General features: G+C 41.0%; 14 protein-coding genes. 4 read left to right on the forward strand and 10 right to left on the reverse strand.

Annotated elements, in window-relative coordinates; genetic code table 11:
• Positions 1-169: 169 nt before the first annotated feature.
• From BEGALDRAFT_RS17175 to parE, 7 genes are all read right to left on the reverse strand, one after another.
• A complete protein-coding gene (locus BEGALDRAFT_RS17175; RefSeq protein ID WP_002692231.1) occupies positions 170-409 on the reverse strand; it encodes an IS630 transposase-related protein in 240 nt (79 codons plus the stop codon).
• Positions 410-527: 118 nt separating this feature from the next.
• A complete protein-coding gene (gene secF, locus BEGALDRAFT_RS17180; RefSeq protein ID WP_002692232.1) occupies positions 528-1472 on the reverse strand; it encodes a protein translocase subunit SecF in 945 nt (314 codons plus the stop codon).
• Between the two features lie 17 nt (positions 1473-1489).
• Positions 1490-3355 (reverse strand): protein translocase subunit SecD, encoded by a 1866-nt coding sequence (gene secD / locus BEGALDRAFT_RS17185; RefSeq protein ID WP_002692234.1) that lies wholly within the window; start codon positions 3353-3355, stop codon positions 1490-1492.
• 38 nt (positions 3356-3393) lie between these two features.
• Positions 3394-3723 carry a preprotein translocase subunit YajC gene (gene yajC, locus BEGALDRAFT_RS17190; protein WP_002692236.1) on the reverse strand — a complete coding sequence of 110 codons (330 nt, stop codon included), beginning with the start codon at positions 3721-3723 and terminating at the stop codon, positions 3394-3396.
• Positions 3724-3909: 186 nt separating this feature from the next.
• Positions 3910-4920, reverse strand: a complete 1011-nt coding sequence (locus BEGALDRAFT_RS19450) for an SHOCT domain-containing protein (RefSeq protein ID WP_002692238.1) — start codon at positions 4918-4920, stop codon at positions 3910-3912.
• 117 nt (positions 4921-5037) lie between these two features.
• Positions 5038-6234, reverse strand: coding sequence for a porin (locus BEGALDRAFT_RS17200; protein ID WP_002692240.1), 1197 nt, complete (start codon positions 6232-6234; stop codon positions 5038-5040).
• A 459-nt stretch (positions 6235-6693) separates the two neighbouring features.
• Positions 6694-8583, reverse strand: coding sequence for a DNA topoisomerase IV subunit B (gene parE / locus BEGALDRAFT_RS17205; protein ID WP_002692242.1), 1890 nt, complete (start codon positions 8581-8583; stop codon positions 6694-6696).
• Between the two features lie 383 nt (positions 8584-8966).
• Between parE and BEGALDRAFT_RS17210 the strand changes: the two genes are divergently transcribed.
• From BEGALDRAFT_RS17210 to fae, 4 genes are all read left to right on the forward strand, one after another.
• Entirely contained in the window at positions 8967-9980 is a 1014-nt protein-coding gene (locus tag BEGALDRAFT_RS17210) for a catalase family peroxidase (protein ID WP_002692243.1), read from the forward strand.
• A 249-nt stretch (positions 9981-10229) separates the two neighbouring features.
• Positions 10230-11177, forward strand: coding sequence for an ATP-grasp domain-containing protein (locus BEGALDRAFT_RS17215; RefSeq protein ID WP_002692245.1), 948 nt, complete (start codon positions 10230-10232; stop codon positions 11175-11177).
• Positions 11174-12007 (forward strand): triphosphoribosyl-dephospho-CoA synthase, encoded by an 834-nt coding sequence (locus BEGALDRAFT_RS17220; protein ID WP_002692247.1) that lies wholly within the window; start codon positions 11174-11176, stop codon positions 12005-12007. The genes BEGALDRAFT_RS17215 and BEGALDRAFT_RS17220 overlap by 4 nt, the downstream gene beginning before the upstream one ends.
• A gap of 117 nt (positions 12008-12124) precedes the next feature.
• Positions 12125-12649, forward strand: a complete 525-nt coding sequence (gene fae / locus BEGALDRAFT_RS17225; protein ID WP_002692250.1) for a formaldehyde-activating enzyme — start codon at positions 12125-12127, stop codon at positions 12647-12649.
• A gap of 502 nt (positions 12650-13151) precedes the next feature.
• Here fae and BEGALDRAFT_RS17230 read toward each other — a convergent pair.
• Genes BEGALDRAFT_RS17230 through BEGALDRAFT_RS17240 form a run of 3 tightly spaced genes read right to left on the reverse strand, consistent with a single transcriptional unit; the run spans position 13152 to position 15361 of the window.
• Positions 13152-14300 carry a sensor histidine kinase gene (locus tag BEGALDRAFT_RS17230; protein WP_002692252.1) on the reverse strand — a complete coding sequence of 383 codons (1149 nt, stop codon included), beginning with the start codon at positions 14298-14300 and terminating at the stop codon, positions 13152-13154.
• 52 nt (positions 14301-14352) lie between these two features.
• Positions 14353-14709 (reverse strand): slr1659 superfamily regulator, encoded by a 357-nt coding sequence (locus BEGALDRAFT_RS17235; RefSeq protein ID WP_002692253.1) that lies wholly within the window; start codon positions 14707-14709, stop codon positions 14353-14355.
• A gap of 19 nt (positions 14710-14728) precedes the next feature.
• On the reverse strand, positions 14729-15361 hold the full coding sequence (locus tag BEGALDRAFT_RS17240) for a DUF6272 family protein (protein WP_002692255.1): 633 nt from the start codon (positions 15359-15361) through the stop codon (positions 14729-14731).
• Positions 15362-15470: the final 109 nt, after the last annotated feature.

Below are 15470 nucleotides of genomic sequence, written 5' to 3' on the forward strand. Positions count from 1 at the left end.
TCCATTGCATATGCTTTGCTGAGTTTACTTTGAGTTAGAAAATATAGTAAACGTACCACAAAGCGATTTAAATTTAGGACTGCCAGTCCTTCGCACTATTTTATAGTGCGTTTACTATATAGCAAACGAATTATAAAAAGATTAAATAGAGTTCAATAAAAAGAGCGCATCAATAACGGGTTGCGCGTTCATAATGGTAAGCATCGGGATATAACGCAACATCTTGTTTTAGGGCTTCCATGTCTATTTTAGTTGGTCTGTTACGTGTCCCTTTGGCTTCCAATACTTTGCTCCACCTGACGACGCTCGCGATGGCTATTTGAAAGCGTTTTGCTACCGCTGCTATGGTAAGATGTTCTTCTTGTTTCACTTTTAAGACTTTCTTACGGAAATCTATTGAATAGGTCATTTTTTATTCTCTTTTTAAAATACGGTTGCTATATTTTCCCGAAAAAAAACCCGACAATAACCTTGTCGGGTTTTTAGTCTGTCTAAAGAGTCTGATTATTGAATACCCTCATCATGTATTAAGGCATTTTATCGAACTCTTCACCCTCTTTCTTCACAGGCATTAAGTCTGTTTTACTAATGCCTAGCATCAATGCAACCGCACTGGCGATATAGATAGAGGAGTATGTTCCAATTAATATCCCAATAATCAATGCTAAAGCAAAGTTGTGGATTAAGCTACCGCCAAAGAAAAACAGAATAACAACCACAATTAATGTTGTTGCCGCTGTCATAATGGTACGGCTTAAAGTTTGGTTGACAGAGATATTCATTACCTCTTGTGCCGTGGTTTTACGCAGTTTGATAAAATTATCGCGAATACGGTCAAACACAACGATAGTATCGTTAATGGAATAACCAATAACCGCTAAGATAGCTGCTAAGACGGTTAAATCAAACTCTAGTTGGAAAAGCGCGAAAATCCCAAAAATTAAGATGGGGTCATGCAGTAAGGATAAGATTGCACCGATTGCAAATCGCCATTCGAAACGGAGGGCAATGTAAATCAACATGCAAAGCATGGTGATTAAAATGGATAGTAAACCCGCTTCGATTAATTCTCCGCCCACTTGAGGACCAACAAACTCTACCCGTCGCAGTTCTACATTCGCGTTATCCTTTTTGAGGATATCGAGAATATTGGCACTTAGGTTTTTATTGTCGGTTTCTGCATGGATGCCTAAGCGAATCAGTACATCTTTGGTTGTGCCAAAGTGTTGCACAACAGCATCAGGATAATTGTTGTTATGTAGCTGATTACGCACGGTAGAAAGTTCTACCGCTTCTTTATACTCTACTTGTATCAGTGTTCCCCCCGTGAAGTCTAAACCAAAGTTTAAACCACGAATCGCAATGGCAAGCAATGAAACAATGATAATGGTTGCAGAGATGATTAAAGCAACACGACGTTTTTTATCGCTTAAAAAATCAAAATTGTAGTCAAATCTATTCAGTGAACGCATATGAATTCCTTCACGTTTTACACAGGCAACTTGCTGAGTTTTTTGCCACCGTAGAAGTGGTTGATAATCGCACGACTAACCATGATGGCGGTAAACATGGAGGTTAGAATGCCTAAACAGAGAACGACGGCAAAACCTTTAATCGGTCCTGTCCCAAAACCAAAGAGGACAACACCCGCAATAAGGGTGGTAATGTTAGAGTCGGCAATGGTAGAAAATGCTTTGTCAAAGCCTGAGTGAATACTGGCTTGTGGTGTATTGCCATTGTGTATTTCTTCGCGGATTCTTTCGTAAATTAATACGTTAGCATCAACTGCCATCCCTAAAGTTAAAACAATCCCCGCCATCCCCGGTAGGGTCAGCGTTGCTTGAATTAAGGAGAGTAGGGCTATGAGTAGAATCACATTAGTGAATAAGGAGACATTTGCGACTAAGCCAAAAATGTGATAACGCCAGACCATGAAAATCAGCACACCAATAAAGGCGATGGTGATAGACCAGAAACCTTGTGAGATATTTTCTTGCCCAAGGCTAGGGCCAACAGTGCGTTCTTCGACAATTTCCATCGGGGCTTTTAACGCGCCTGCACGGAGTAATAGGGCGAGGTTATGCGCTTCGCTGGTGTTTAAGCCCGTAATTTGGAAACTTTTACCAAAGGCTTCTTGAATCGTGGCAACGTTAATGACTTCTTCTACTTTGCGACGGGTTTTAATTTCTTGTCCGTCTGCCCCTTTGATGCTGTCTGTTTTATATTCGATAAATACAACCGCCATCGGTTTGCCAACGTTTTCGCGGGTGGTTTCGAACATACGGTCTGCCCCTTTGCCATTTAAGCGCACGCTAGCTGCAGGACTGCCTGTGCGTTGGTCTATGGTCGCTGACGCGCCGCTGATTTGGTCTCCTGTGACGATAACGTTACGTTTTAACAGAATCGGTGAACCATCACGGCGTTGATACAGACGGGCATTTAAGGGAATTTTGTTGGAACGTTCTGCTTCTGCCCATTCGCTGGGGTCACCTTCAACTAAGCGGAATTCTAAAGTTGCAGTCGCGCCTAGAATTTCTTTTGCTCGCGCAGTGTCTTGCACACCAGGTAATTGTACAACAATCCGTTCTGTGCCTTGTTGTTGAATCACGGGTTCTGCAACCCCTAATTCATTAATCCGATTGCGTAAGGTGGTGATATTTTGCTCAAGTGCGGTCGATTGGCGGTTTTTAATCGCTTCTTCGGTAAATTTCAACGTTAGACCAAAGCTATCAACGGTATTTTTTTCTGCAATGCTAAAGTCGGTATATTCTTTTTTCAGTAATGCATCGGCTTTGTCACGGGTTTCTGCATCGCTAAATGTCACAACAATGCCACCCATGGCTTCACGATTAAGGGATTGATAGCGCATTTTTTCGTTACGGAATAGGGTACGCATATCATTAATCGTGGTTTCTTCATCTTGTTGAATAGCGGCTTTCATGTCCACTTGCATGAGAAAATGCACGCCACCACGCAAATCTAAGCCTAAATACATGGGTTTCGCGCCTAATGCGGATAGCCATGACGGGGTTGCGGGGGCAAGATTTTGAGCAACAACATAGCCTTTCATTGCATCCGTTAAGATGGAATAGGCTTTTAATTGGGTATCAGTGTCTGCTAGGCGAACAAGAATGCGTTCGGGACTGAGTTCGATACTGTCATAGTTGATGTTTGCGCCTTTAAGGGCTGTTTCAACAGTTTGCTTGACTGAGTCGTCTAGTGTGACATTACGGGCGTAAGGGGGAGATATTTGAACAGCGGGGTCTTCGCCAAAGAGATTAGGCAATGCAAATAAACTCCCGATGAAAATCACTACGCCAATTAGAATATATTTCCAAAGTGGGTATTGGTTCATTCGGATTCTTTAAAACAGTGAGTTGTAATAAGGGAAATTTATAAGGCTTTAATCGTGCCTTTGGGCATAACAGCAGCAACCGCTTGGCGTTGAATCTTTACTTCAATATTGGGTGCAACTTCAACGGCAATAAAATTGTCGCCTAAGTTTGTCACTTTACCGAGTAAACCGCCTTGGGTGACAATTTCATCACCTTTTGCTAAGGAATCTACCATTTTTTTATGTTCTTTCACCCGCTTAGTTTGCGGACGAATTAACAAGAAGTAAAACACGACAAATAAAATTACTAAAGGAATCAGGCTTGCAAATCCACCACCCGCAGAGGCGGCAGCCCCTTCAGCCCATGCATTTTGAATTAGAAAATCCATTGTATTACCTCATAATAGCAAAATAACTCAAATCATATAGTATGCCATATTCATGGCTGTTTCGGATCAGAAACATTGTTGCTTGTCACCTATGTCAATGTGACAGGTAACATAGAAAAAAAGCCTAGTGAGTTTAAACTCTCCACTAGACTTTTTAATATAAAATAAAAGGTTATCTGTTTAAAATTAGAGTGAATCTAAAATTTGCTTGCGTTTTTGTTGGTATTCCGCTTCGGTAATTAAATTTTTTTCACGGAGGGATTTTAAGGTTAATAAGCGTTCTTCTACGCTGGTTGCAGTCGCTGTCGGACTTGTTGAGGAAACAACAGGCGGGGTTTGTTTAAGCGTTTTAACTTCTTGTTGTAATTTAGAAACAGCTTGTTTTAGTTCTTGGGTTTCTGCGGGAGGCGTTGTTGTTGCTTTAAGCATTGCGGGGGATTGTGCCGTTGTATTGGGGGATTGTCTTAAAGTTTGCACTTCCGCCTTTAGTTGTGAAACTTCTTCGGTTAAACGAGCGGTTTCCGCGCTGACTTTTTGGGTTTCGCCTGCGAGTTTTTCGGGCATTTCACGACTTAAAGCGCGTTGTTGTGCGGCTTGAACAAAGGCATCCACCGCAATGCTAATTTGAGCCTGTTGCACGGTTAGCCCTGTTTGTGGAACGATTTTCCACGTTGTCGCGGTATTTTTGTAGCGACTGCCTGCAATAAAGGGGTGTAAACGGCGGTCTTGGCTGTAATCAATTTCAGCATGTAAGTCGCCAAAAACAAGCTGTAACGCACCTGCTTGGTAAAAAATGCGTCCTGTGGTTACTCGATTTTCATTGCTGATTAAGCCACGATGCATACCAATAATGGCAAAAGTGACATCTTCCGCAGGGGTCGCACGGCTTAAGCCTGTTGCTATGGCAGGGCTAAGAATGTCTAATTCACGGTCTTCAAATATGGGAATTGTGGTTTTATCGCGTTCTACTTGTAGCGGGGCTAAAATCGCGCGAATACGGTCTGTTGTAAATTCAGCGGGATGCTGATTTGCACTTGCGCCTTCATTGGGAGCAAGACGGACATATTGTTCATCTTTGAATCGCCATAGATAACTATTATCTGCTTCGTTAAAGAGGCTGAATGCGGAAGCGGTGAAGCTGGAAAAGCTGAGGGTCAGAATAGTGATAAGCGTGATAAAAGAGTTAACGGCTCGCATGGCTTTGGGTCTTTGGTAGATGGATGAAAAAACGAGAGGTTATTGTAATATAGACAATCAATGTATGTTGCTGTTGTCCACGCATTAATTGTCTATGCCTCTCTATTTAGCAACAGTTTACCAAAGGAAGAAAGCCCCGACACTGATGACATCAGCAGATTGGTCGCTCCCTTCGCCATACCATTCATTATCAGCACGGGTGTATTCAGTGACGACTTTTAACCATTTGTTGACATCATGATAAACGCCGACAGTGGTGGAGCTTTGTTTAGAAATATGACGAACGCCTGATAATCTATCCGCATCGGTTTCATCGGCGTTGCTTTCACCATAGTTTAGGGCGAGTTTAGTCGAATTCATGGTGTAAGCCGCTTGCACAATAAAGCCGTCGTTATCGCGTTCTTCGCCTGCGCTGTCTAATGAATCGCTATCTAGCATTAAGGTAGAGCCTAAGGCTTGCCCCGTATAACCAGAGGCTAAGAATTCAAAGCCGTTATCCATTGCAAACTGTGCGCCGATAGCAATCCCGCGAGCACTGACATCACCGCCTGTAGTAAAGCTGGCTTCTTGCCATAAACCGCTTAACCAAGCCTGTACTTTATTCGTGCCAAAAGTAGAAGCATAGGATAATTCCCCTTCAAAAGCAGGCATATCGGTTTCTGTTGCGGCAACATCGCCTTTAATTTGGCTGGGGTCAACGATAGAACCTGAAAATTGCAACCCGCTCATATTAGGAGTGGTATAACGCATTTGGGCGTTAAAGTTAGAATAGATATAGCCGTAACCAATCCGACCTAATGTTGTACCGCCACCATTTACGCCACCTTGTACCCCAACACCGTATAAGGTCATGTCCGTTAATAAGTTTTTCGCTTGAAACAGATTTAATGCACGACCAACTAAAACCTCCCCGAAATTGCCTTCAACACGGAAAAAGGCTTCCCGTAAGTCAATTTGTGAGCCAAATTGGTTTTTTGTGCCAGCGTTTTGAATTTGCGGGTATAAACCGATACGGGCATTACCACGAATGCCATCAATCATGGGGGAACGGATGTTAAAACCTAATACAGCAGGTAATAAACCTGTACGGACACGGGTAGAATCTTCGCCTGAAATATTCCCACCTGCGGTATTTTCGGGCACAGCGTCCGAGCTTTCATTAACTAAGAAACCGTTAATACTACCGTCTGTGCTAAATTCCCACCCATTATTACCCCCTAAGGCAATTTCTGCATGGCTAATAGGGGCTAATGCTAATAAACAGGAAACAGTAACAACGCGCAAGCCAATAGTATTTAATTGATTGTTTTTCATGATTTCTCCTCAGCAAATTACAAGTAGTTGTAGTAATTTTTTTGCTATCCTCTTTGGGATTTCAATGCCTAAGCATGGACAGCACAACTGTTAATCCATGGTAATACCTAGCTATTATTGACACGGCTTAACGAAAGTCGGCTTATATACAACAGTTGTTGAGATGTAATGGTAAAAATACAACAACTTTGATAAATAGCTTTACTTAGGCAAAGAATATGCCAGATTATTAAATAAAGTTAATCTTAGCAACTACAGAATTAATCAACGAATTTTCTTATTGTGACGATTTTTAATAGTGACATGTTCCTCAAAAACGCAACATGTACCCCTCGCTGTCATAAATCTGCGACAACAGTGTTGCACAGTTTGTGACAGCGCGAAATAAAATCGATAAAAATAAATAAAGGCTATTCCTTATGGAGATAGCCTTATAAAAATACAGGAAATAAATCAATATTAACGTAGGGCGTTTTCTAACATACCATGCGTTTCTAGCCAGTTTTTTCGGTCAGTTGCCCGCTTTTTCGCCAATAACATATCGAGCATTTTATCAGTCTCAGCCTCATCTAAGGTCAACTGCACTAAACGACGAGTATCCACTGCCATCGTTGTTTCTCGCAATTGCAAGGGGTTCATTTCCCCCAACCCTTTAAACCGTTGCACATTCACCTTGCCTTTTTTCTTCTCAGCCGTGATACGGTTTAAAATGCCCTCTTTTTCCTCATCATTCAGGGCATAATAAATATGATTACCGATATCAATTCGATATAACGGTGGCATTGCAACATAAACATGTCCCGCTACCACTAACTGACGAAAATGTTTTACAAATAAAGCACATAATAAAGTAGCGATATGTGCGCCATCAGAATCTGCATCCGCTAAAATACAAACTTTGCCATAACGTAACTCGGCTAAATCCTGACTAGCAGGGTCAACACCGATTGCTACGGCAATATCATGAACCTCTTGCGAGGCTAAAACCTCTGCCGAATCGACTTCCCACGTGTTTAAAATCTTGCCGCGTAAAGGCATCACTGCTTGAAAAGTTCTATCTCGTGCCTGTTTTGCTGAACCACCCGCCGAGTCGCCTTCGACTAAAAATAATTCGGTGCGCGTTGTATCTTGCAAACTGCAATCAGCTAATTTTCCGGGTAAAGCAGGACCATTTGTGGCTTTTTTCCGCACTACTTTCTTCTCTGCTTTTAAGCGTTTTTGTGCATGATTAATCACCAATTCAGCAATGCGTTCTCCTGTTTCCACATGCTGATTGAGCCACACGCTTAAAGTATCGCGCACAACACCCATAACAAAAGTGGCACAAGAACGTGAGGCTAACCGCTCTTTTGTCTGTCCTGAAAATTGTGGCTCACCAATTTTGACCGATAAGACATAAGCGCAACAATTCCACACATCTTCCGCGACTAATTTCACCCCACGCGGTAATAAATTTCGATAATCACAAAATTCCCGCAAGGCTTCTAATAAACCACTGCGCAAGCCATTAACATGCGTTCCCCCTTGCGAGGTCGGGATTAAATTCACGTAACTTTCTGTTAATAAAGGCTGTTCCTCAGTAACCCATGTTAACGCCCAATCAGCCGCTTCCGTCGAGCCTGTAAAATGCCCAATAAAGGGCGATTCTGGTAAACAAGTTGCCTGCTGTAAATGCGCTAACAAATAAGTGGTTAAACCATCCGCATAACACCACGTTTGTTGCTCGCCCGTGTTTTCATCGGTAAAACTCACGCTTAAACGCGGACATAAAACCGCTTTTGCCCGCAAAACGTGGATTAAATGCGCAACAGAAAATTGAGGAATATCAAAATAATCAGGATTCGGTAAAAATCGCACGGTTGTCCCTGTGTGGCGTTTATCACAATTCCCGATAACGCTTAAATCGCTGTCTTTTTCTCCATTGGCAAAACTCATGCGATAACACTGTCCATTGCGTTTAATCGTCACTTCCAAAAAATGCGATAACGCATTAACGACAGAAACCCCGACCCCATGCAAGCCCCCAGAAAATTGGTAATTTTTCTGTGAAAATTTTCCCCCTGCATGTAAGCGCGTAAGGATCAGTTCAACCCCAGAAATACCTTCATCAGGATGAATATCGACAGGCATCCCGCGCCCATCGTCTGTAATACTCAACGAATTATCACGATGCAGAACAACATCAATTTGTTTTGCATATCCTGCAAGGGCTTCATCAACACTATTATCAATTACTTCTTGCGCAAGATGATTGGGGCGACTGGTATCGGTGTACATACCTGGACGGCGACGTACAGGGTCTAAGCCCGTCAACACTTCTATATCGGCGGCATCGTAACTATGACTCATGCAAATTCCTAAGGGCAACGTGTTTTATTAAGGAGATTTAATCCGATTTTTAATGAATTGAAATTAATGATATTCAAAATTAGATAGTGCTAAACAAGTCGGATTTTATGGGTTAATCTTAAAACTTTTGTCTGAATCAGGTTTTACGCATTTAAAACCTAACTTGTTTAGCACTACCCTATTTTTTAAAAAGTGCGTGCTCATAATCCTGTTATCAAAGCCTTTTATTAAGGTCATCATATCGTTTTTAGCGTTAAGTAACCTAATAAATGGAACTTATTACCTTATGATAACCACTAATGTGTGTTTTTATACAAGGTCGATTATATTGGATTTTCACTCAGCGATTAATCTGCATTTCTATTTCTATAAGGACAAACAAGATGTTAATTAAATATGCTTTAACACATTCCCTGTTAATCAGTACGGTCTTAGTTGTTAGTCCTATCTGTCTTGCTGAGGAGGCAAAAACTGCTGTTACCCCTGAACAAGTGGTGCAGGCGATAGAAAAAACATTCGGTGTCACACAAGGTGAACGCCGTAATCATACAAAAGGTGTTTGTGCGGTCGGTGAGTTTGTCGGCATTCCAACTGCTGCCGCGCCTTATTCCCGTTCTGCTTTATTTTCAGGAGAAAAAATTCCCGTGGTTGCCCGTTTTTCTTTAGCGGGGGGCAATCCTAACGCGCCAGACACAGCAAGAAGTCCGCGCGGGATGGCGTTAGAATTCAAATTGTCACAGGGTGGCTTGCAACACATGACCATGTTAAACACGCCGATTTTTGGCGCGGCACAACCCCAAACTTTTTTTGATGCGATTCAAGCGGCACAACCTGACCCCGCAACAGGTAAGCCCGACTCTGAAAAAATTAAGGCATTTAAAGCCTCTCATCCTGATAGTGCGGCACAAGCGGCGTATTTAGCCAGCCATAACCCGCCTAGTAGTTATGTTAATAGTGCTTATTGGGGCATTCATACGTTTAAATTTATCAATCAAGCTGAGAAAACCACGTTAGTACGTTGGCAGTTTGTGCCTGAAGCAGGGGAAAAACCCTTATCAGATGAGGCTTTAAAATCATCGCCAGCGAACTTTTTAGAACAAACCCTGATTGAACAGGTTAAACAAGCCCCTGCCCGCTGGGACATGATTGTGACGATAGGCGTAGCGGGCGATGTTGAAGACAATCCAACTGTTGCATGGTCTGATGAGCGGGAAAAAATCAAGGTGGGGACATTGACAATTAGCAGTGCGATGGCACAAAAAGGCGCGGACTGTGAAAAAATCAATTATGACCCCTTGGTAATGAGCGACGGTATTGCCGCTAGTAGCGACCCTATTTTAAATTTTCGCTCCCCTGCTTACGCCATTTCTTTTGCAAAACGCTTAAGTAATCAATAACGCTTGTATAGTAACCGTACCATAAAGTGATTTAAATCTAGGACTGGCAGTCCTCGGCATCGTTTTATAGTACGTTTACTATAGAGAGACTATTCTTTAAATCTTTATGACAGAAAAGTAAAAAACTTTATTTTGTATAAACCATTGTCGTTTTTTAGAGGCAACACTATTGTATAAAACGAAATATCATTTATATTAGTTATACAAAAAAAAATTACTATAAAAAAATAATACACCAAAGGACTCTATATGCCACAGCATCCTGCGCGTCGCGTGGTTATCTTCACGGATTTTCCGGGTTGGCATGGTAAACGCTTGGTTAAAGCATTTGAAAAATATCAAATTACAGCACAATATTTATCCCTAAACGATTGCTATTTTGATTTAACCAGCCCGACAGGCTTACACATTCCGACATTTATAGATTGTTTACCCGATGGGGTATTTGTACGCGGTATTGCAGGCGGAACATTTGAGCAAGTTACTGTTCGCTTAGGTATTTTACACGCGCTCAAAGCATCAGGTGTGCCTATTTATAACGATGTGCGAGCCATTGAACGTACTGTTGATAAATCCATGACCAGCTTTTTATTGCAACGGGCAGGCATTCCTACACCGCCGACAATTGCGTGTGAATCCCGCGAGCAGGCAACGCAATTTTTACAAGCGGCGTTTGTGCGGGGGGAAGAGGTTGTTTTTAAACCGCTGTTTGGTTCGCAAGGAAAACGGTTATTACGTTTAAAAGCAGGCGACAACTTGCCCGATGGTGAGGTTTATAACCATCTTTATTATTTACAGAAATTTATTTCTTGTGCCAATATCGATAAAAGTGGCAATACATTGAGCTATCACGATTGGCGCGTCTTTGTCATTAATGGCAAAGCACAAGCAGCCATGTTGCGTCATAGTCAGCATTGGATTACTAATCGTGCTCAAGGGGCAAGCTGTCGCGCGAGTGCGTTAGACCCTGAACTAATTAAATTAGCAGAAGCGGCAAGCCAAGCGATTCAAGTGGACTATGCAGGCGTGGACATTATGCGTGATGCTAATGGACAAGCCTATGTTTTAGAAGTAAATGGCGTACCCGCATGGCAAGGATTGCAACAAGTTTGTAACGCCGATATTGCACAATATTTGGTAGATGATTTTGTATCGCGGTATTTATCCCCTTATACGCAAGCACATGCGGTTTTATGACGGGATTATCTGCACAAGCCATTGAGCAGGCGATACACTGGGCGTGTGTGACGGAATTGCAGGCATTTAAACCAGGAAACGTCAGTATTCACAGCGCAGGGCATGGCATGACCACTGCGGATTTTATCCGTAGTGCTGACTGTATCGCGCCTATTTTGGCAACGCCACAATTATCAGTGGGTGAACGAATTTTAAAGAGTATTATCGCTACTCGTGAAACGGTTGGTTGTAATACGAATTTAGGCATTGTTTTACTCTGCGCACCGCTTGCAAAAGCGACAGAACAGGGAGAAGTGTTAAATACATTACCCCTTGTGCTACAACAATTAACACAAGCTGATGCGTGTTTAACCTATGAAGCGATTCGCACCGCTAACCCTGCGGGGTTAGGGAAAGTCGACACGCAAGACGTACAAAACGCGCCAACACAGTCTTTACTAGAAATTATGCAGTTAGCACAACAACAAGACCGTATTGCCTACCAATACGCAAATAATTACATTGATATTATTAATTTTTTACCGAAGTTAATAGATTTATTAATAGCAGGTCATCATATAACGATGGTAACGGTTCTCACATACTTACACTTTTTAAGCGATTTCCTAGACACGCATATTGTGAGAAAATGGGGACGTACTACCGCTGAACAGGTACAAGCGCAAGCACGTTTCTGGATAAAAAAAGAAGCGTTTCCATCTGAGTTAAGCCTATTAACGTTTGATAATTGGCTAAAGACACGGGGGATAAATCCCGGTACAAGTGCCGATTTGACAGTTGCAAGCCTACTCATGGCACAACTGACACATCCGATGCTTTTTAAGGCATGAATGCGAAACTAAAGGAGGGGGAATGCTTAACGCGACTCTGTTCAAGTTTCGTATTCCAAAACATCACGAATGGCAACAGCCATTTTAAAAATCACATGAAATAGAGAGGAAAAGTTAATGTCAGCACATGGTAACAAAGTTATTGACGGCGTATTAGTGGGTGAGTCTTTAGTCGGCGACGGCAACGAAATTGCACACATTGACTTAATCGTCGGTCCTCGTGGTAGTGCCGCAGAAGATGCTTTTTGCTTAACCCTGACCAACCAAAAAGAAGGCGTTAACGGTTTATTAGCTGTTTTAACCCCTAACTTAGCTGTCAAACCTTCTACTGTGATGTTTAACAAAGTCACCATCAAAGGCGCGAAACAAGCTGTACAAATGTTCGGCCCTGCACAACGTGCGGTTTCTATGGCAGTTGCCGATTGCTTAGCCGATGGCACTATCCCAATGGAAGAAGCGGATGACGTATTCATTTCCGTTGGTGTGTTCATTCACTGGTTAGCAGAAGACGATAGCAAAATTTACGACTTCAACTATGCAGCCACCAAAGAAGCCTTAAAACGCGCGATTGCCAGAGAACCCAAACCACAAGACGTGGTTGCAAAACGCAATAGCACACAACATCCTTTCTCTCCTAAATAAGGTTGAGGATGTCGCGGTTTAATTAACCGCTTTGCTTTACCCTAAAAGCCTGTCTGTCTCTTAAATAGATGGATAGGCTTTTTTTATCGCTTTAAACCTTCATAAAAACTTAATGTGTTTCAATGTCTTGCCAAAACTCGCTCATACTATAGTAAACGTACCACAAAGTGATTAAATTTAGGACTGGCAGTCCTCACAGGACTGCCAGTCCTTCGCATCGTTTTATAGTGCGTTTACTTAGTTTAACCTGAGTTCGGCGAGTTTCTTTTAAAAAAGACAACAGCTTGTCTGAATCAGGATTTTCAGGATTAAAAGATTGTCTGAATCAGAATTTTCAGAATTAAAAAGACAAGAAAATTAAAAGAATAAAAAATTATGTTTTTAATTCTGCTAATTCTGTGAATTCTGATTCAGACAAAAAAAGACCTGCTAGGTTTTGAAAACCTAGCAGGTCTCTGTTTTTTTATAAAATTTGCAAAACAGGGGGAGTAATTCAGACAAACTATTGCCTTTGATTCATTGCTAACATTTCCGTATTACGTGGTAGTTGCACAGTGAATATACTGCCTTTATCTAAGACGCTTTTAACGTGAATATTCCCATTCATTGCTTGACAAAGTTGCTTACAGAGGGTTAAGCCGATGCCTGAACCTTCATAGCGACGTGTGTAAGAGTTATCAACTTGGTTAAAGGCTTCAAAAATACTGAGTAATTTATCACGGGGAATACCAATACCTGTGTCGCGTACTTGTAAAAAAACCGATTCCGCTTTAATTCTAACCGCTAGAGTAATTTTTCCTTGTTGAGTGAATTTCACCGCATTCGACAAAAGATGTTGCAAGATTTGTCTAACACGGGTGATATCCGCAAACATCATCCCCGTTTTATTGTTGCAACGTACCATTAATTGTTTTTCTCCAAGTGTTGGCTGTATTAAATTCACGACTTCAGTAATCAAGTCATAGATAACAAAAGCACTCGGCTTTAATTCTAACGTGGCGGTTTCAATTTTAGACACGTCTAAAATGTCACTGACTAACCGCAATAAGTGTTCACCTGCTAATTGAATTTCTTTAACTTCTTCTGCTAGTTCTATATGTGAACATTCAATTAAATCTTTTTGTACCAGATAGCTATAACCTAAAATGGCATTTAAAGGGGTTAGCAATTCATGACTCATTTTTGCTAAAAAAGAACTTTTTGCTCGATTTGCCATTTCTGCAACAATACGTGCTGTGTCGGCAGATTCTTTTGCATGCATTAATTCTGCTTCTATCCGTAAACGCTCTTGAATTTCTAGTTGTAATTGCTGATTTTTAGCCGCTAATTCTTGTGTTCGTTCAATAACTTTTTGTTCTAAATTATTTTGTGATTCTACTAACTGCATTTCAAATAAATCAGCATGTTCTGTCACAACATCTAATGATATTTCTAATTTTTTCTTAGTATTGTTCAATCCTTCTATTTGTTGGCGTAATTTTTCTGTTTCAGTAACAGCAACGCCTTGTTTTGCTAGGCTTTGCTCTAATCGAACGGATAATTGTTCTTCAAGCTGCTGTTTTTCAAGCATGACATCATGTAATTTATTTTGTAATTCGTCGATTTGTTCGAGTAAGGCTTGCTGGTTCTTTGTAGAAAAATTGCCCAACATAATGGCGTGACCTAGTGGATGTGGAGTGGAGAGGGGGATAAGGCGGGGGAGGTTAAGCTAATTTTTCCTGCAAACTTGGCATCAGGCGTTGTAAGTTAATGGATAACTTTCTTTGCCATGTTGTTGTTTGGGTAATTAATAAGATTACTTCTGTTTTTAGTTGTTTTACTTCAGTGATATACATGACAAACTTTGTCATCATATTGATGCCTGAGCTATTGATAAATTGCAGTTGACGAATGTCTATGGTTAAGGGGTTGATGGTTTGCTCTTCAGCAGCGGTTTTCATCAATTCTAAGATGGGTTCATAAGCGGATGTCCCGTTTAACATAAAAGAACCGCTAAATATTATATTGGCTTGTTCTGGCTGATAAACAACCATGTATTTATCATCTTTGATGGTATTCATTATGCATCCTTTTAGCCTTTTACAATGGTTGCTCTGCATTCAGTGTAACCATGGTTGTAATATTTATAATATTCATATCTAACTCATTTGGTTGAAATTTCCAACCTAATTTTGCAGCATGGTCGCAAATCATGCTTAAAAGTCCTAAGCCTGAATAGTCAGTTTGATAATTATTCAAGCTGTTTCGCATGGTTTGCAGATAAAGTTCAGCAGTATCATTAGTTAATAATTTTTCTATATAACGTTCTAACTTGGTTGCTTGCATCAGTGTAGCGCAATTGCTGACGCTAAAAATAATTTTATCGCTATGTAGGGATAGCACAATACTTGCGGTACTTTTACGAAAAGGTATCGATTCATCTTGAAATTTCATTGCATTTTCTAGCAGTTCATTTGCGACATATTTAACAGAATTACGCAAATTATCAACTAAGTAATTATCAATATTTTCTATTATATCTTCCTGTTTACTGATATAAAAAACGCGGAAATAGTTCGCAATAAAGTCAGCGGACAAGCCATTATTTTCCCAGCGTTTTTTTAGTGGCGCATAGGTGGGATAAAAGTTAATAGTCAAAGATTCAATGTATTCAGGCAATTTTTCTACAAACTCACCAAATATTTTATAAGTGCTTGCGGTTTGATGCTGCATAGAAAAATCTCTCAGCAATGAAGTGCTCAATGTGATGTGTTAAAACCGACAGGGCTTGCTTTAAAAGATAAACCTAACAGCGTTTATTGTTAAGCGGGGCTATGACAAT

Source organism: Beggiatoa alba B18LD (genome assembly GCF_000245015.1).
In the GTDB taxonomy this organism is placed as follows: domain Bacteria; phylum Pseudomonadota; class Gammaproteobacteria; order Beggiatoales; family Beggiatoaceae; genus Beggiatoa; species Beggiatoa alba.